This window comes from Pseudomonas sp. GD03903 (assembly GCF_029840045.1).
Classification (GTDB): domain Bacteria; phylum Pseudomonadota; class Gammaproteobacteria; order Pseudomonadales; family Pseudomonadaceae; genus Pseudomonas; species Pseudomonas pseudonitroreducens.
Window position 1 is genome coordinate 372540 of record NZ_JAOCBT010000004.1, and the last position, 16875, is coordinate 389414.

Genomic DNA, 16875 nt, shown 5'->3' on the forward strand with positions numbered 1-16875 from the left:
CGCGAGAGGCTTTGCGTCGGTTATTTCGCACGGAAAGGCGGGCGGATATGTCTAGACTGCCTAAGCATTCGCTGAAATAAGTGTTCACCGACATAAATGCATTACAGGCCGAGGAGAAGTCGCATGCGTTGGTCGTTCCCCTTCCTGGCCGCGCTGGCGTTGACCGGTTGCGGCGATAAGTCCGCCCTGCCGTTCACCGCTGGCACTGGGCCGCAACCGCAGTTGCCTGAGCCGCAAAGCAGCCTGCTGCCCACCGTCAATATCGCCACGGCGACCGGCTGGCCTGCTGGGCAGATGCCGCGGGCCGCGCAGGGCCTGGAGGTGCAGCGCTTCGCCGACCAACTCGAACACCCGCGCTGGCTGTACGTGCTGCCCAACGGCGACGTGCTGGTGGCGGAAAGCTCGGCGCCGCCCAAGGAAGAGTCCGGCGGTTTGAAGGACTGGGTTGCCGGCAAGGTCATGGCCAAGGCCGGCGCCTCGGTGCCAAGCGCCAACCGCATCACCCTGTTGCGCGATGCCGACGGCGATGGCGTGCCGGAGCAGCGCAGTGTGCTGCTGGAAGGGTTGTTCTCGCCGTTTGGCATGGCTCTTGTGGATAACTGGCTGTACGTGGCGAACGCCGATGCCGTGGTGCGCTTCCCGTACCAGACCGGCGAGACGACGATCAGCGCACCGGCGGAAAAGGTCGTCGACCTGCCGGGCGGGCCGATCAACCACCACTGGACCAAGAACATCCTCGCCAGCCCCGACGGCCGCTACCTCTATGCCACCGTCGGCTCCAACAGCAATGTCGGCGAGAACGGCCTGGAGGCCGAGAAGAACCGCGCGGCGATCCTGCAGATCGATCTGTCCACCCGCGACGTGAGGGTGTTCGCCTCCGGCCTGCGCAACCCCAACGGAATGGGCTGGGAACCCAATACCGGCGCCCTGTGGACCGCCGTGAACGAGCGCGACGAACTGGGCAACGACCTGGTCCCCGACTACATGACCTCGGTGAAGGACGGCGGCTTCTACGGCTGGCCCTGGAGCTACTTCGGCCAGCATGTGGATAAACGCGTGGAGCCGGCGCGCCCGGACATGGTCGAGAAAGCACTGGTGCCGGACTATGCCCTGGGTTCCCACACGGCTTCGCTGGGCCTTGCGTTCTATCAGGGCAGCCTGCTGCCGGAGCGTTATCGTGGCGGCGTGTTCATCGGCCAGCACGGCTCCTGGAACCGCAAGCCGCGCAGCGGCTACCAGGTGGTGTTCATCCCCTTTGCTGGCGGCAAACCCAACGGCCAGCCGATGACTGTTCTGGACGGCTTCATCAACGACAAGGACGAGGCCATGGGACGTCCTGTCGGCGTCGCTGTGGATAAGTTCGGCGGACTGCTGGTGGCCGATGATGTGGGTAACACCGTGTGGCGGTTGCGCCCGGCTACCCTGAAGTGAATCGACGAGGAGACCGCATGGCCAAGCTACATCGCCTGATCCTGATGGCCGCTCTACTGATGCTCGGCGCATGCAGCAGCCTGTTCGGTACGCGCGATCCCTTGCGCATCGATCTGGTCGGCCTGGAACCGGCGACCGGGCAGGGCATGGAGGCACGCTTCATGGTCAAGCTGCGGGTGCAGAACCCCAATGACCAGGCTATCGATTACAACGGCATCGCCCTCGACCTGTCGGTAAACGGCCAGCCCCTGGCCAGCGGAGTCAGTGACGCCAGCGGGCAGGTGCCGCGTTTCGGCGAGCAAGTGATCAGCGTGCCGGTGAGCATCTCCGCTTTTTCCGCCATTCGGCAGGCCTGGGGCCTGTCCGGCGGGCCGCCACGCCAGGGCATGCCCTACGAGATCAACGGCAAGCTGGCCGGCGGCCTGTTCGGCACGGTGCGCTTCAACGACAAGGGCGTGCTGAACTGGCCGGAACCGGTCGCACGCCCTTGATACCGATCCGCTGTGAATAAAAAGCCGGGCTGTGGAAAGCCCGGCTTTTTCAATTCACCCAGAGTGCCTGTGGACAGCGCTTGTGGATCGTTCTTGTGGATTACTGGCCGGGGATGTCCTTGCGCAGTTTCACCGGGTCCACTTCCTTCTTCCCACGCGCCGTGCGCATGCGGATGTTCAGCGCTTCCACCGCCAGCGAGAAGGCCATGGCGAAGTAGACGTAGCCCTTGGGTACGTGGACTTCGAAGGCTTCGGCGATCAGCACGGTGCCGACCACGATAAGGAACGACAGCGCGAGCATCTTCAGCGACGGGTGCTTGTCGATGAAGTCGCTGATGGCGCCGGCGCAGAGCATCATCACCATCACCGCGACGACGATGGCCGCGACCATCACCGGCACATTGGAAACCATGCCCACGGCGGTGATCACCGAGTCCAGCGAGAACACGATGTCGATGATCGCGATCTGGATGATGGTGCCGATGAAGCCGCCCATCACGCTCCTGGGTTCGCCTTCGGTTTCGTCTTCACCTTCCAGGCCGTGGAAGATTTCGCTGCTGCTTTTCCACAGCAGGAACAGGCCGCCGAAGAACAGGATCAGATCGCGCCCGGAGATGCCCTGGCCGAACACGTGGAACAGGTCGGCGGTCAGTCGCATGACCCAGGTGATCGAGAGCAGCAGCAGGATGCGCGTGACCATCGCCAGCGCCAGTCCGAAGAAGCGCGTGCGCGGCTGCATGTGCTTGGGCATGCGGCCGACCAGGATGGAGATCATGATGATGTTGTCGATGCCCAGGACGATTTCCAGGGCAGTCAGGGTGAAGAACGCAATCCAGATTTCAGGGCTGGTCAGCCATTCCATTGTCGCGGTACTCGAAGTCGGTCGTTGGTCGGTCAGTCATTGAACAGCGGGAACAGGCCCAGCAGCAGCGCGGCGGCGAGGATCGCCAGGCACACCAGCACGGCCCACTTGAGGGTGAAGCGCTGGTGGTCGCCGAAGTCCACCTTGGCCAGCCCGACCAGCAGGTAGGTCGAGGGTACCAGCGGGCTGAGCAGGTGCACCGGCTGGCCGACGATGGAGGCACGGGCCATTTCCACCGGGGTGATGCCGTACTGCGCGGCGGCCTGGGAGAGTACCGGGAGCACGCCGTAGTAGAAAGCATCATTGGACATGAAGAAGGTGAACGGCATGCTCACCAGCGCCGTGATGGTCGCCAGGTATGGCCCCAGCGCCGGTGGGATCACCGCCAGCAGGCTTTTGGACATGGCTTCGACCATGCCCGTTCCCGAGAGAATTCCGGTGAACACCCCGGCGGCGAAGATCAGCGAGACCACCGCGAGGACGTTCTCGGCGTGGGCGCCGATGCGCTTCTTCTGCTCCAGGATGCAGGGATAGTTGACGATCATCGCGATGCCGAAGGCGATCATGAACAGCACCGGCATCGGCAGCAGGCCGGCGATCAGCGTGCCCATCAGTACGACGGTCAGCACGGCGTTGAACCACAGCAGCTTCGGCCGCCGCGCCTCGGGGTACTGCGACACACTCACTTCCGCCATCGCTTCATGGTCGGTGGGCAGGTGCAGTTCGCCCAGGCGGGCGCGCTCGCGTTTGCCATAGACCCAGGCCAGGGCGAAGATCGCCGCGATACCGGCAAGCATGGCCGGGATCATCGGCACGAAGATATCCGCCGGGTCCACGTGCAGCGCGCTGGCTGCCCGTGCAGTCGGGCCGCCCCAGGGCGTCATGTTCAGCACGCCGCTGGAGAGCATGATCAGGCAGGCCATCAGCAGCGGGCTCATGCCCAGGCGGCTGTACAGCGGCAGCACGGCGGCCACGCAGATCATGTAGGTGGTCGAGCCGTCGCCATCCAGCGAGACGATCATCGCCAGCGCGGCGGTGCCCATCGATACCTTCAGCGGGTCGCCCTTCACCAGCTTGAGGATGCGCCGCACCGCCGGGTCGAACAGCCCGGAGTCGATCATGATGGCGAAGTAGAGGATGGCGAACATCAGCATCACGCCGGTCGGCGCCAGGGTGCGGATGCCGTCCAGCATCATCGGCCCCAGGCCCTTGGCGAAGCCGCCGAGCAGGGCGAAGGCGATCGGCACCAGGATCAGCGCGATCAGCGCCGACAGCCGCTTGGTCATGATCAGGAACATGAAGGTCGCCACCATGGCGAAGGCGAGGAAAGTCAGCATGGGGATAACTCCGGTCTGGCGTGAATATCAGCGGCGGCTGTGGATAAGCACGTGAAGCGCGGACGGAGTCGGGGCGGACAGGGACAGGAAACGGGGCATGAGCGATCACCGATTGTTGTTTTTGTACGCTGCGCGAACGCAGGTCCGGCCGGGAGGACCGAGGCGGCGATGCTAGGGGGTCAAGCTTTCAGCAGGCTTTCGCAGTCGATGAGCGCTGATCGATGCGTCTGGTGTAGGAGCGAGCTTGCTCGCGAACCGAGGCCGGTGTGTGGATAACTCACGGCCCAGCTCGCAGGATGAACACTCCGTAGGATGGCGTGGAGCGTAGCGATACCCATCGGCATCGGCGCGTGAGCAGCATGGGTATCGCAAGCTCCACCCATCCTACCCGGGCGTTCCCTGGACAACTTGGCAGAAGACCTGACCCGAGTCAGCCCAGCGCCTGAATTGCCCCCATCACCAGCAGCAGGCTGGCGCCGGCCAGCAGTGTCTGCAGGGTGATGATCCCCGCCATCAGCCCGCTTTCGCCGCCCAGCTGGCGGGTCAGTACGTACGCGGTCGGGGCTGTGGGTAAGGCGAAGAACATCACCAGCAGCGCGCTTTCCAGCGGTGGCAGCGCCAGCAGGCGAGCGATGGCGAAGGCCAGCAATGGCATGGCCAACAGGCGGATCGCGCAGTTCCAGCCCAGCGCCGAGACTTCCGCGCGCAGCTCCTGCGGCTGCAGCGCCGCGCCCACGCAGAGTAGGCCCAGCGGCAGGCTGGCGACCGCCAGCAGGCTGAACAGGCGGTCGGTACCGCCGGGCAGGCCGATGCCCGTCACGTTGAGCAAGGCACCCACCACGCAGGCGAGGATCAGCGGGTTCTTCACGATGGGCAGCAGCAGCGAGCGCAGGCTGATGCCGCGTTCGGCGGTCAACGCCCAGACCGACATCACGTTCACCGTCGGCACCATCAGCGCCAGCATCAGCGCGGCCAGGGTCAGGCCCGGTTTGCCATACAGACTGCCCACCGCGGCGAGCCCCAGGTACGTGTTGAAGCGCAGTACGCCCTGGGCAATGGCGCCGAAGCGCGCCGCATTCCAGCCGCGCAGGCGTTTGGCGATGAGCAGGGCAACCCAGGCGATACCCAGCCCGAGCACCACCGCCAGCGCCTGGCGGGCGAGGCCGGGGTCGTCCAGCGGTGCGCTGGCCAGGCTGCTGGCCAGCAGGGCGGGGAACAGGATGAAGTAGTTGAGCCGCTCGGCAGCGGGCCAGAAAGCCTCGCCGGGGAAGCCTTTGCGGCGTAGCACGAAACCGCCGACGATCAGCGCGAACAATGGCCAGAGGGCCTGGAACAGAGCGGTCACGGCAACCCCGCGATGGTGGTGGAAGCGGGCATCTTGCCGAGGCGCTGCGGGATAGGGCAAGGCCTGTGGATAAATTTCTCAGCGTGCCCGCAGCGGTTTTCCACAACCCATAGTGCTGTGGAAAACCTTGCCCACAGGCTTAGCGGCGAAAACCGCCTCCACCAACGTGGCCACCGCCGAAATGCCCGCCGCCGAAACCACCGCCGCCCCATTGCCGCTGGGTCTGGTTGAAGCGTTGCTGGCCAACCTGCCGCGACTGGTACTGCTGCTCCAATTGGCTGCGGACGTTGGCCTGGTTCGGCTGTACCGGCTGCCAGCCATTGTCGGTGTGCTGCTGCCAGCCGCTGTCGGTGTGCTGGTAGACGTTGCCGTCATGGCCGGCATAGACGTCGCCGTTCTTCCAGGCCACGGCGTTGCCGGTGCGGCGGTTGTAGCTGACGCCCTGGTTCTGCCGGTCGTAGCTGCCGCGTCCGTCGTCCACGTCGCCGGAGACGCCGCGCTCGGCGATGGTGGTGCGGCCGGTCTGGGCGTTGTGCTGGATGCCCTGCTGGCCAGCCTTGAAGTCGCCACTGTCGGCGTCGTAGGCCACGCCGCTGCGGCCCGCGCCGGACATGCCGGTGGAGGCATTGGAGTAGGCCCCGCGCCGCCCGGCTGCGCCTTCATCGGTGTAGGGGTTGAAGGCCGCGCCCTGGGCGCCCTGGAAGTGCGTGCCGGTGCGCGGGTTGTAGCCAACGGCTGAGCTGCCTTGCCACTGGGTCCCGGTCCAGCCGTTGTAGCCGTAGGCGTGGGTGACCGTGCCCTGGCCCCAGCGCCCGTAGAAGTTCGCCTGGTTGACGTTGGCGTAGCTCCAGCCGCCGTGTGGATAGGGGCCCCAGTACGGTCCCCAGTAGGGTTCTGGAGCACCCCACCAGGCCCCGGCGGCGTAGCCGAAAGCGAAGCCGGTCAGCGCGCCCACGGCGAAGCCCGCGCCATATCCATAGGTGGGTGGATAGCCGTAGTACACGGTGCTGCTGACATAGGCCGGGTAGGTGTAGCCGGTGCCGTAGACCACCGTTCCGTCGCTGTTCACCACCACGCCCAGGTAGCCGGGCGTATAGCCGACCACCACGGCCTGCGGGGTGACCGAGTAGATATGCACATAGGTCACGTAGTACACCGGCGAGCTGGGTGGGATGCCGTAGATCGCCGCCGGCACCTCGGTCGCCACCTGCCATGGGCCGCTGGGGCTCGGAGCGACGAACCAGACGCCATTGGTGACGGCGAAGAACTGGTTGGCGGCGACCTCGATCACCGGCGTCGGGGTGTTCACCGCGTACTGCAGGCTGGTGCCGGTGATAGGCTGGAAATTGGGCGCGCCGTCGTAGCTGACCTTCATGGTCGCCTTGCTGCGCGAGACGGAGGCGGTCTGCGGAATATTCGCGGCGATGGCCGCTTCCTTCGCCTGCGGGGTGCCGGGCACCGAAACCAGCACGTTGGCCTTCGGGTCCCTGGGCGAAATCTTCGCGAAGTCGGCGGGCAGGTTCTTGCCTTCGACATACTGCCACGGGCCCTTCTCGCCCGGTCCGCTGAACCAGCGCCCGGACACCAGCACGTACCAGGTGTTGCGGGTCGGATCGACGAACACCGCGTGGTCGGCATTCTGCATCGTCAGCAGGCTGACGCCGTCCACCGGCTGCATCTGCGCGGTGCCGTCGCTGACGATCAGCTCGGTAGGTTGTGTCGCCACCAGGATGGCCGGCGCCTTGCCTGGCACCTTGCCGTCCTTGGGCAGCAGCGCGTCCACCGGGCCGGCTTTCTCCGCCACCTGCTGCGCACTGAGCAGCGCCTTGGGCGGCTGGCTCAGCACCAGCCAGCTGCCTTCCAGCGCCTGGGCGGTGTACCAGTTGCCGGCGGCGTTGAGATAGTGATTGCCCTGGGCGTCGCGCAGGATCAGCACGCGGCTGTTGAGCACGCGCTGGAAGTCGCTGCTCGGCAGCGCCTGCCAGTTCGGCTGGCCATCGATCATCACCAGCACGGTCGGCGTGGCGGCAAAGACGATCTGTGGCGCGTCGTTCTTCACTTCGACGTGGCGCAGCTTGTCCAGCTGCTGGTTCACCGCGTAGCTGGCCTGCAACTGGTCGAGGGAGACGGTCAGCCCTTCCCTGGGCAGCCGCGCCACCAGGGCATCGCGCACCTTGCCGGCGCTGTCCGGGGCGGTGGGCACCTCGACCTTGTCGATACGCAGGTCGGTGAGCTGCACCAGCCCACTGGCCTTGTCGATCGCGGCGGCAGCGGAGAATTGCGCCACACCGTAGGTTGGCGCGCCGTTGGCGGGGCCGACGGCAATGGCCGCGCGGCCGCTCATGCGGGTGCCGTCCCAGTCCTCGATCTGTGGCTGGAAGACCTGCACGTGCTGCTCGCCGAGGGCGAAGTCCCGCGGCCATTTCAGCTCGGTGGCGGCGGGAGACTGGGCATCGGCGGCCTGTGGATAACTCGGCAGCAGAGCGAGCCCGATGGCGAGGGCCAGGGCTGACAGGATCGGGCGTAGCGCCATGGTGACAACCTTTCGGAGTGAGAGCTGCGTTCAACGATAGTGCAGCGCGGAACTCCCCGCGCGAGTCTGCGTTCCGTCCTGCGCCATGCTGGTGCAATTTCTCCGGCAAGGCAGCTTTTTCTTATGGCGCAACGACATATTTAATAATTTTCCGAGCCTCCCGCTTCGGCCACCATCGGCCTGTCAGACATGTCGCGAGACAAAGCCTTCAGACGCTGGGCCATAGAGCCCAATGCCGCCCATGTCCCGGTTCTACCGGCCTCCTGGCCACTGCCGCAGTAAATCAACAACAAAGCCAAACGGCTGTGGGAGTGCTTCATGATCAAGTCCTTGCTCGTGCGTTCCATCGCGTGTTCCGCCCTGGCTCTCGCCGCCGCTTCTGGCGCGCAGGCCGGTACCCTGTCCATCGGCCACACCACCTGGGTCGGCTACGGCACGCTCTACCTCGCCCGTGACCTGGGCTACTTCAAGGAGCAGGGCCTCGACCTGCAGCTGACCACCATCGAAGAAGCCTCGATGTACATGGCGGCCCAGGCTTCCGGCCAGCTCTCCGGCTCCGCTTCCACCATCGACGAAATCCTCAAGTACCGGCCCAAGTTCTGCTTCAAGGCCGTGGCCGCGCTGGACGACAGCCATGGCGGCGACGGCGTGCTGGTGGGCAAGGACGTCACCAGCCTGGCCCAGCTCAAGGGCCAGGAAGTGGCGGTCAACGAAGGCTCGGTCTCGCAGTTCTGGCTGGCCTACCTGCTCAAGCACGCCGGCATGAACATGAGCGACATCAAGGTGCAGAACATGACCGCCGATGACGCTGCCAGCGCCTTCATTGCCGGTCGCGTGCCCGCCGCCGTGACCTGGGAGCCGCACCTTTCGCTGGTGCGCGAGAAGCAGCAGGGCAAGGTGCTGGTGGACAGCTCCACCACTCCCGGCGTGATCGTCGACGTGGTCGCTCTCAACTGCGACGTCATCGAGAAGCAGCCCGAGGACGTGAAGGCCCTGGTGAAAGGCCTGTACAAGGCCGTGCAGTACACCAAGGAGCACCCGGACGAGGCCTACGCGATCATGGCCAAGGGTGTCGGCGGTTACCTCTCCGATCCCAAGGCCCTGGCCGACGCCGCCAAGGGCGTGCGCTTCTACGACAAGGCCATGAGCGAGCAACTCATTGGCACTCCCGGCAAGCCCGGCGACATCAAGGGTTTGATCCGCCTCGCCAACGAGACCTGGAGCGGCCTGCAGGGCAAGCGCCTGGAAGTCAGCTACGACGACCTGGTCGATCCGCGCTTCGTCTCCGAGTAACCGTCTCACTCTTGGCCCCGCGGGCGGCGCCGTGCCGCTCGCCTGGAGGAATCCGCGATGCCTCGTCGTTCGCAATCCTGGCTCAGCCGTTGCCTGACGCCCAAGGTCGACCTGCCGCTGAAGCTGGTCTGGTCTGCCGGCACCCTGTGCTGGCTGCTCGTGTTCGGCCTGTGGGCCGGGCTTTCCTACGGCGGCGTGGTGCCGGCGATGTTCCTGCCGACCCCGGACGCGGTGCTCGCAGCCGGCGTGCGCCTGGCCAGTGACGGCACCCTCGCCACCCACGTGATGGCCAGCGTCAAGGTGGTGATGATCGGCTTCATCATCTCCTCGCTGGTGGCGGTGCCGCTGGGCCTGCTGATGGGCAGCTTCCGCATCGTCCAGGCCTTCCTCGAACCGCTGGTGAATTTCATTCGCTACCTGCCGGTCACCTCCTTCGTGCCGCTGTTCATCCTGTGGATCGGCATCGGCCTGGAACAGCGCGTCACCGTGATCATCTTCGGCGTGTTCTTCCAGCAACTGGTGATGATCGCCGACGTTTCCCGCGGCGTCGCCAAGGACCTGGTCAACGCCTCCTACACCCTGGGCTGCAACCGTCGCGACGTGGTCCTCCACGTACTCGGCCCGGCCTCGCTGCCGGGCGTGCTCGACACCCTGCGCGTGACCATGGGCTGGGCCTGGACCTACCTGGTGGTGGCCGAACTGGTCGCCGCCTCCAGCGGCCTGGGCTACATCAGCCTCAAGGCCATGCGCGGCTTCCAGGTCGACGTGATCTTCCTGGCCATCGCCATCATCGGCCTGCTGGGGCTGATCACCGACCAACTGTTCCGATTCATTCGACTGAAGGTGGCGTCATGGGCGCAGTAGCGATCAAGCAGGAAGAACCAGCCGTGACCGGTCAGCAACCCGCCACACCGCCGCGCCTGCGGGTGGAAAACGTCAGCCTGCGCTACCGCACGCCGGACGGCGGCACCTTCAGCGCGCTGGAGAACGTCTCCTTCGAAGTGCCGGACCAGCAGTTCGCCGTCATCGTCGGCCCTTCCGGCTGCGGCAAGTCGAGCCTGCTCTACCTCACCGCCGGGCTGGCCGAACCCACCGAGGGCGACATCTATGTCGGCGGCCAGCTGGTGGACGGCCCCGGCGCCGACCGTGGCATGGTGTTCCAGAGCTACACCCTGTTCCCCTGGCTCACCGTGCGCCAGAACGTCGAGTTCGGCTTGAAGCGTCGCGGCATGCCGGCGGCCGAGCGTCGCGAGATCGTCGACTACTACCTCGACGAAGTCGGCCTGCGGCGCTTCGAGAACAACTATCCCAAGCAGCTCTCCGGCGGAATGATGCAGCGCGTGGCGATCGCCCGCGCGCTGGCCAACGACCCGCAGATCCTGCTGATGGACGAGCCCTTCGGCGCCCTCGACAGCCAGACCCGCATGCAGATGCAGCAACTGCTGCTGCGCGTGTGGGACCACAGCAAGAAGACCGTGGTGTTCGTCACCCACGACATCGACGAGGCCATCCTGCTGGGCGACCGCGTCTACGTCATGGGCGCGCGCCCGGGGCGCATCAAACGCATCCTCGACGTGCCCATCGAGCGCCCGCGCTCGCTGGACATGGTCATGGACCGCCAGTTCATCGAGATGAAGCGCGAGATCCTCGGGCTGCTGCACGACGATCTGGAAGAAGCGCACTGACCTGCCGCCGGCTGGCGCCTCCTGCAGGGCGCCGGCCGATGCGGTGATTCGCTGCAGCACCGTTCGGCCCCCTCTCCCTCGGGAGAGGGTTGGGGTGAGGGGTTCTGCCATTCACGCACGACTCCAAAGGGAGCCCCCATGTCCTCCTCCAACGATTCCACCTACGACTACCTCATCGTCGGCGCCGGTTCCGCCGGCTGCGTGCTGGCCAACCGCCTGAGCGCCGACCCGTCCGTGCGCGTCTGCCTGCTGGAAGCCGGCGGCAGCGACGCCAGCCCGCGCGTGCAGACCCCGGCCGGCACCATCACGCTGTACAAGAGCAAGATCTTCAGCTGGAACTTCTATTCCGCGCCGCAGAAGCGCCTGAACAATCGCTCGCTGCATTGCCCGCGCGGCAAGGCGCTGGGCGGCTCCAGCTCGATGAACAGCATGATCTACATCCGCGGCCACGCCTCCGACTATGACCGCTGGGAGCAGGACGGCTGCCCCGGTTGGGGCTGGAAGGACGTGCTGCCGTTCTTCAAGAAATCCGAACGCAACTTGCTCGGCCAGGACCCGGCGCTGCACGGCACCCTGGGCGAGTTGGTGGTGGACAAGCCGCGCGACCCCAACCCGTTGTCGCACCTGTTCATCAAGGCTGCCGAACACCTGGGCCTGCGCCGCAACGATGACTTCAACGGCCGCGAGTTCGAAGGCGTCGGCATCTACAACGTGACCCAGAAGGACGCCAAGCGCCTGAGCAGCTACCGCGCCTTCGTCGCGCCGCTGCAGCGGCCGAACCTCACCGTGCTGACCGACCGCCAGGTGGGCCGTCTGCTGCTGGAGGGCGAGCGCGTCACCGGCCTCGAGCTGCGCAGCGGCGAACGCCTGCTGGCGCGCCGTGAGGTGATTCTGTCCGCGGGCTCCCTCGGCTCGCCGCAGATCCTCCTGGCCTCCGGCATCGGTCCGGGCGAAGAACTGAAAGCCGCCGGCATCGCGGTGAAGCACGACCTGCCGGGCGTGGGCAAGAACCTCCAGGACCACCTCGACGGCCTGGTTACCGTTCGCTCGCCGAGCCCGCTGAGCCTGGGCTTCTCCCTCGGATCGCTGGCGCAGATCCTGCTGTCGCCGTTCAAGTACCTGCTGGCGAAGAAGGGCTGGCTGACCACCAACTACGTCGAAGCCGGTGGCTTCGCGCGCACTCCATTGGCCGATTCGCTGGCCGATGTGCAGTTCCACTTCGTCCCCGGCTACCGCAGCCACCGTGGCCGCCTGTTCGAGTGGGGCCATGGCTACGCCGTGCACACCTGCGTATTGCGCCCGAAGAGCATCGGCGAGCTGCGCGTGAAGCCCGGCGGTGATATCGAGATCGACTACAACTTCCTCGCCAACGAGGAAGACGGCCGGGTGCTGGTGGAAGGCGTCAAGCTGGCGCGCAAGATCCTCGCCCAGCCGGAGTTCGACAAGATCCGTGGCGCCGAGATGCTCCCCGGCCCGCAGGTGCAGACCGACGAGCAACTGCTCGAACACCTGCGCGAATACGCCGCCACCGTGTTCCACCCGGTGGGCACCTGCAAGATGGGCGAGGACACGATGGCGGTGGTCGACCTGCGCCTGCGCGTGCACGGCCTGAAGGGCCTGCGTGTGGTGGATGCGTCGATCATGCCGACACTCATCAGCGGCAACACCAACGCGCCGTGCATCATGCTCGGCGAGCGGGCGGCGGCGATGATCCTGGAAGACAATCGCATCTCCTCCACCGTTTCCTCCCGCGCCGTCCCCGCCTGACGGCTCTTTGCAGGAGCGAGAGGGGCGCCTAGCCCTTGCGCGCGAACCAGCCCGGCTCATGGCGTCACCGGCTGAATCCGTTCGCGAGCAAGCTCGCTCCTACAGTTCCTGCTTGCTCGATCGTAGGATGGGTGGAGCTTGCGATACCCATCAGCGGACTTACCGGTAATCGATGGGTATCGCTGCGCTCCACGCCATCCTACGAAGTGTCGCCGGTTAGCTCCTGTGGATAACCGGGCTTACAGGCCAAGATCACTGAGTGACGGATGATCATCCGGCCGGCGTCCGTGCGGCCAGCGGAACAGGCGTTCGTCCTCGCTGATCGGCAGGTCGTTGATGCTGGCGTGACGCTCGAACATCAGGCCGTTCTCGTCGAAGGCCCAGTTCTCGTTGCCATAGGAACGGAACCAGTTGCCGGAGTCGTCGTGCCACTCATAGGCGAAGCGCACGGCGATGCGGTTCTCGGTGAACGCCCAGAGCTCCTTGATCAGCCGGTACTGCTGCTCGCGCACCCACTTGGCGGTGAGGAACTGGACGATCTGCTCACGGCCCTGGACGAAGGTCGCGCGATTGCGCCAGCGGCTGTCCGGTGTATAGGCCAGCGACACGCGGTGCGGATCGCGGCTGTTCCAGCCGTCCTCGGCGAGGCGGACTTTCTGGATTGCGGTTTCGCGGGTGAACGGCGGGAGAGGGGGACGGGCTTCGCTCATGGTGGCCTCCGAAAGGCAGTGGGGTTTGGAGCCTGGTCTCCATACTCCGTCCGAACTGTCATGGGGTAAATGACGGTAATCCCACAGATATTGCCAACCTGCTTTTCGTAGGAGCGAGCTTGCTCGCGAACGGAATTACCTGGCGGCGCGAGAGTTGGACGGGTTCGCGAGCAAGCTCGCTCCTACAGGGTGTGCGGGATGACGGCCTTGGCCGCCACCTTGCGCAACCCCACCCGATCCTGACTCGGACACACGCCGAACTTCGTCCGGTAACTGCGCGACAGGTAGGAAGGTGTCTCGAAGCCGCAGGCCACGCCGATCTCCAGCACGCTCATGTCGGTCTGGCGCAGCAACTGGCGCGCCTTGTCCAGGCGCAGGCCGAGGTAGAAGTTCGATGGCGTGTCGTTGAGGTGCAGGCGGAACAGGCGCTCCAGTTGGCGCCGGGTGACCTGGATGCGTTCGGCCAGCTCCAGCGTCGTCAGCGGTGGCTCGGTGTGGCGCTCCATCTCGCCGATCACCTGCACCAGCTTGCGGTTGGAGACGCCATAGCGGCTGGCGACCTGCAGGCGCTGGTGATCCTGGCGGGGGCGGATGCGCCCGACCACGAACTGTTCCGACACCTGTACCGCCAGCTCCGGCCCATGGTCCTGGGCGATCAGGTCGAGCATCAGGTCGATGGATGCCGTGCCGCCAGCGGAGGTGATGCGGGGGCCGTCAATCTCGAACAGCTCCTGGGTCGCCTGCACCTGTGGATAAGTCTCCCTGAAGGCGTCCAGCGCCTCCCAGTGCACCGTGCAGCGCTGGCGCTGCAGCAGCCCGGCCTCGGCCAGCACGAAGCTGCCGGTATCGATGCCGCCCAGAGTCACGCCGTCGCGGTCCAGCCGCTTCAGCCAGTGCAGCAGCGCCGGGGTGCAGGCGCGCAGTGGTTCGAAGCCGGCCACCACCAGCAGCGTGTCGCCTTCGCGCAAAGCCTCCAGGCCGCTGTCGGCGTTCATCGACATGCCGTTGCTGGCCAGCACCGGGCCGCCGTCCAGGCTCATCAGGTGCCAGCGGTACAGCTCGCCGCGGAAGCGGTTGGCCACCCGCAGCGGCTCCACGGCGGAGACGAAGCCCATCACGGAAAAACCGGGCAACAGCAGGAACCAGAAGTCTTGGGACATGGCGGGTACCGTGCAATTGGGGGCAGCATACTGGCAGCCTGCCTCTGCTTATGGACCAAGGTCGTCGCCCTGGCAATCGGGGAGGTCGCTGCTGTGCAAGAGCTGGTCGCCGCTGTGCGATCCACCGGGGCGACGCCTGCGTAATTTGTTCTCCAGCCCCCGTGAGGGCCATGACCTACAAAAACGATAACCAACGCCGCAAAGGCCTTGAGGGAGAAGTCATGAAGCGATCGATCAAAGCGCTCGGCTGCGCTGTACTGATGGCCGCCGCCAGCACCACCTGGGCCGCCGAGCCCGCCCAGTGCCAGAACGTGCGCATGGGCACGGTGAACTGGACCGACGTGGTGGCCAGCAGCGCCGTGGCCGAAGCCGTGCTCGACGGCCTGGGCTACAAGGTCAAGCAGACCAGCGCCTCGCAGCAGATCATCCTCGCCGGCATGGCCGACAAGCAGCTCGACGTGTTCCTCGGCTACTGGCAGCCGACCATGCAGCCGGTGGCCAAACCCTATCTCGACAAGCAGCAGATCGACGTCATCACTCCGCCGACCCTGCCCGACGCGCAGTCCACCTACGCCGTCCCGAGCTACGTCTACGAGGGCGGTCTGAAGACCTTCGCCGACATCGCCAAGTTCAAGGACAAGCTGAACAACAAGATCTACCTGATCGAGCCCGGCAGTGGCTCGAACCGCATCACCGCCGACATGATCGCCAAGGACAAGTTCGGCCTGAAGGGCTTCCAGATCGTCGAATCCAGCGAGGCCGGCATGCTCACCGCGGTCAAGCGCGCCATCAAGCGCCAGCAGTGGGTGGTGTTCTTCGGCTGGAAACCGCACCCGATGAACCTGCAGATCGACATGAAATACCTCACCGGCAGCGACGACGTGTTCGGCCCCAACGAAGGCTCCGCCACCGTCTCGATCATGACCGCCGGCGGCTACCAGACGCAGTGCGGCAACGTCGCCAAGCTGCTGCACAACCTCAAGTTCAGCAGCCAGCAGGTGAGCCAGGTGATGGTGCCGATCCTCGACCGCAGCCAGCCGGTGGATGCCGCCAAGGCCTGGCTGAAGGAAAACCCCGATTCGCTCAAGACCTGGCTCGAGGGTGTGACCACCTTCGACGGCAAGGATGGCCTCGCCGCCGTTCAGGCCTCGCTCAAGTAACCCTCTCCAAGCAACTCCCTGCGCGTCGCCCGGCGCGCGGTGGGTTCGTTCGACCTCAAGAAGGACAGCCACCGTGAACTACGAAGTCATTGTCACCTGCGCGGTGACCGGCGCCGGCGACACCGTCGGCAAGCACCCGGCCATTCCCGTCACCCCGAAGGAAATCGCCGCCGCCGCCATCGAGGCCGCCAAGGCCGGCGCCACCGTCGCCCACTGCCACGTCCGCGACCCGCAGACCGGCAAGCCCAGCCGCGACGTGAAGCTCTACCGCGAAGTGGTCGAGCGCATCCGCGAGAGCGACACCGACGTCATCATCAACCTCACCGCCGGGATGGGCGGTGACCTGCAGATCGGCCAGGGTGAACAACCGCTGGAATTCGGCGCCGGCACCGACCTGGTCGGGCCGCTGGAGCGCCTGAAGCACGTCGAGGAACTGCTGCCGGAAATCTGCACCCTGGACTGCGGCACCCTGAACTTTGGCGATGGCGACTTCATCTACGTCTCCACCCCGGCGCAGCTGCGCGCCGGCGCCAAGCGCATCACCGAACTGGGCGTTAAGGCCGAGCTGGAAATCTTCGACACCGGCCACCTCTGGTTCGCCAAACAGATGCTCAAGGAAGGCCTGCTGGAAGACCCGCTGATCCAGATCTGCCTCGGAATCCCATGGGGCGCCCCGGCGGATACCACCACCATGAAAGCCATGGCCGACAACATTCCCGACGGCCTGACCTGGGCCGGCTTCGGCATCGGCCGCTCGCAGATGCCGATGGTTGCCCAGGCCATGTTGCTGGGCGGCAACGTACGGGTCGGCCTGGAAGACAACATCTGGCTCGACCGCGGCGTGCATGCCAGCAACGGCCAACTGGTCGAGCGCGCCATCGAGATCATCGAGCGCCTGGGCGGCCGCGCCCTGACCCCGGCCGAGGGGCGCAGGAAGATGAACCTCAAGCCGCGCTGATTTACGAGCCCCAACACCGTAGGGCGAATAACCCGGGATGGGTTATCCGCCGCCGTACCAAAACGGCGGATAACGCTGCGCGTTATGCGCCCTACACAGCTGCTTTTCGTAGGAGCGAGCTTGCTCGCGAACCAGCCCCGCTG

The 16875-nt window shown here is 65.8% G+C and carries 14 protein-coding genes; 8 read left to right on the forward strand and 6 right to left on the reverse strand.

The window, feature by feature from the left end; all coding sequences use genetic code 11:
• The first annotated feature begins 123 nt into the window (after window positions 1-123).
• Window positions 124-1431: a sorbosone dehydrogenase family protein gene (locus N5C91_RS08750; RefSeq protein WP_279829115.1), complete on the forward strand. Its 1308-nt coding sequence runs from the start codon at window positions 124-126 to the stop codon at window positions 1429-1431.
• Between the two features lie 17 nt (window positions 1432-1448).
• Window positions 1449-1922 carry an LEA type 2 family protein gene (locus N5C91_RS08755; protein WP_236201780.1) on the forward strand — a complete coding sequence of 158 codons (474 nt, stop codon included), beginning with the start codon at window positions 1449-1451 and terminating at the stop codon, window positions 1920-1922.
• 100 nt (window positions 1923-2022) lie between these two features.
• Here N5C91_RS08755 and N5C91_RS08760 read toward each other — a convergent pair whose 3' ends face one another.
• The 4 genes from N5C91_RS08760 to N5C91_RS08775 form a co-directional block, all read right to left on the reverse strand.
• On the reverse strand, window positions 2023-2784 hold the full coding sequence (locus tag N5C91_RS08760) for a TerC family protein (protein ID WP_236175775.1): 762 nt from the start codon (window positions 2782-2784) through the stop codon (window positions 2023-2025).
• A gap of 32 nt (window positions 2785-2816) precedes the next feature.
• The gene (locus N5C91_RS08765; RefSeq protein WP_236175776.1) at window positions 2817-4121 is read right to left on the reverse strand and encodes a CitMHS family transporter; all 1305 of its coding nucleotides are present in this window, start codon (window positions 4119-4121) and stop codon (window positions 2817-2819) included.
• A gap of 430 nt (window positions 4122-4551) precedes the next feature.
• Complete coding sequence (locus N5C91_RS08770) at window positions 4552-5526, reverse strand: AEC family transporter (RefSeq protein ID WP_236201777.1); 975 nt, start codon at window positions 5524-5526, stop codon at window positions 4552-4554.
• Window positions 5527-5605: 79 nt separating this feature from the next.
• Window positions 5606-7999, reverse strand: a complete 2394-nt coding sequence (locus N5C91_RS08775) for a carbohydrate-binding family V/XII (protein ID WP_279829118.1) — start codon at window positions 7997-7999, stop codon at window positions 5606-5608.
• A 318-nt stretch (window positions 8000-8317) separates the two neighbouring features.
• Here N5C91_RS08775 and N5C91_RS08780 point away from each other — a divergent pair, with 318 nt between their 5' ends.
• The 4 genes from N5C91_RS08780 (at window position 8318) to N5C91_RS08795 (ending at window position 12744) form a co-directional block, all read left to right on the forward strand.
• The gene (locus N5C91_RS08780; protein WP_169935351.1) at window positions 8318-9292 is read left to right on the forward strand and encodes an ABC transporter substrate-binding protein; all 975 of its coding nucleotides are present in this window, start codon (window positions 8318-8320) and stop codon (window positions 9290-9292) included.
• Window positions 9293-9349: 57 nt separating this feature from the next.
• Complete coding sequence (locus tag N5C91_RS08785) at window positions 9350-10156, forward strand: ABC transporter permease (protein WP_024764976.1); 807 nt, start codon at window positions 9350-9352, stop codon at window positions 10154-10156.
• On the forward strand, window positions 10144-10977 hold the full coding sequence (locus tag N5C91_RS08790) for an ABC transporter ATP-binding protein (RefSeq protein WP_236175779.1): 834 nt from the start codon (window positions 10144-10146) through the stop codon (window positions 10975-10977). The genes N5C91_RS08785 and N5C91_RS08790 overlap by 13 nt, the downstream gene beginning before the upstream one ends.
• Window positions 10978-11115: 138 nt before the next feature.
• Window positions 11116-12744: a GMC family oxidoreductase N-terminal domain-containing protein gene (locus tag N5C91_RS08795; protein ID WP_279829121.1), complete on the forward strand. Its 1629-nt coding sequence runs from the start codon at window positions 11116-11118 to the stop codon at window positions 12742-12744.
• A gap of 239 nt (window positions 12745-12983) precedes the next feature.
• Here the strand turns inward: N5C91_RS08795 and N5C91_RS08800 are convergent, their stop codons facing one another.
• Entirely contained in the window at window positions 12984-13454 is a 471-nt protein-coding gene (locus tag N5C91_RS08800; protein WP_279829123.1) for a nuclear transport factor 2 family protein, read from the reverse strand.
• 182 nt (window positions 13455-13636) lie between these two features.
• The gene (locus tag N5C91_RS08805; protein ID WP_279829125.1) at window positions 13637-14614 is read right to left on the reverse strand and encodes a GlxA family transcriptional regulator; all 978 of its coding nucleotides are present in this window, start codon (window positions 14612-14614) and stop codon (window positions 13637-13639) included.
• A 221-nt stretch (window positions 14615-14835) separates the two neighbouring features.
• Between N5C91_RS08805 and N5C91_RS08810 the strand changes: the two genes are divergently transcribed.
• Together N5C91_RS08810 and N5C91_RS08815 are read left to right on the forward strand one after the other, a co-directional pair.
• The gene (locus N5C91_RS08810) at window positions 14836-15774 is read left to right on the forward strand and encodes a choline ABC transporter substrate-binding protein (RefSeq protein ID WP_279829126.1); all 939 of its coding nucleotides are present in this window, start codon (window positions 14836-14838) and stop codon (window positions 15772-15774) included.
• 73 nt (window positions 15775-15847) lie between these two features.
• The gene (locus N5C91_RS08815; RefSeq protein ID WP_236175784.1) at window positions 15848-16732 is read left to right on the forward strand and encodes a 3-keto-5-aminohexanoate cleavage protein; all 885 of its coding nucleotides are present in this window, start codon (window positions 15848-15850) and stop codon (window positions 16730-16732) included.
• Window positions 16733-16875: the final 143 nt, after the last annotated feature.

What these genes read in the sequence shown, in the direction of transcription:
- N5C91_RS08800 (WP_279829123.1), bottom strand. Translation starts at nt 13,454, where the DNA reads ATGAGCGAAGCCCGTCCCCCTCTCCCGCCGTTCACCCGCGAAACCGCA.
- N5C91_RS08790 (WP_236175779.1), top strand. Translation starts at nt 10,144, where the DNA reads ATGGGCGCAGTAGCGATCAAGCAGGAAGAACCAGCCGTGACCGGTCAG.
- N5C91_RS08755 (WP_236201780.1), top strand. Translation starts at nt 1,449, where the DNA reads ATGGCCAAGCTACATCGCCTGATCCTGATGGCCGCTCTACTGATGCTC.
- N5C91_RS08785 (WP_024764976.1), top strand. Translation starts at nt 9,350, where the DNA reads ATGCCTCGTCGTTCGCAATCCTGGCTCAGCCGTTGCCTGACGCCCAAG.
- N5C91_RS08775 (WP_279829118.1), bottom strand. Translation starts at nt 7,999, where the DNA reads ATGGCGCTACGCCCGATCCTGTCAGCCCTGGCCCTCGCCATCGGGCTC.
- N5C91_RS08780 (WP_169935351.1), top strand. Translation starts at nt 8,318, where the DNA reads ATGATCAAGTCCTTGCTCGTGCGTTCCATCGCGTGTTCCGCCCTGGCT.
- N5C91_RS08805 (WP_279829125.1), bottom strand. Translation starts at nt 14,614, where the DNA reads ATGTCCCAAGACTTCTGGTTCCTGCTGTTGCCCGGTTTTTCCGTGATG.
- N5C91_RS08750 (WP_279829115.1), top strand. Translation starts at nt 124, where the DNA reads ATGCGTTGGTCGTTCCCCTTCCTGGCCGCGCTGGCGTTGACCGGTTGC.
- N5C91_RS08765 (WP_236175776.1), bottom strand. Translation starts at nt 4,121, where the DNA reads ATGCTGACTTTCCTCGCCTTCGCCATGGTGGCGACCTTCATGTTCCTG.
- N5C91_RS08760 (WP_236175775.1), bottom strand. Translation starts at nt 2,784, where the DNA reads ATGGAATGGCTGACCAGCCCTGAAATCTGGATTGCGTTCTTCACCCTG.
- N5C91_RS08795 (WP_279829121.1), top strand. Translation starts at nt 11,116, where the DNA reads ATGTCCTCCTCCAACGATTCCACCTACGACTACCTCATCGTCGGCGCC.
- N5C91_RS08810 (WP_279829126.1), top strand. Translation starts at nt 14,836, where the DNA reads ATGAAGCGATCGATCAAAGCGCTCGGCTGCGCTGTACTGATGGCCGCC.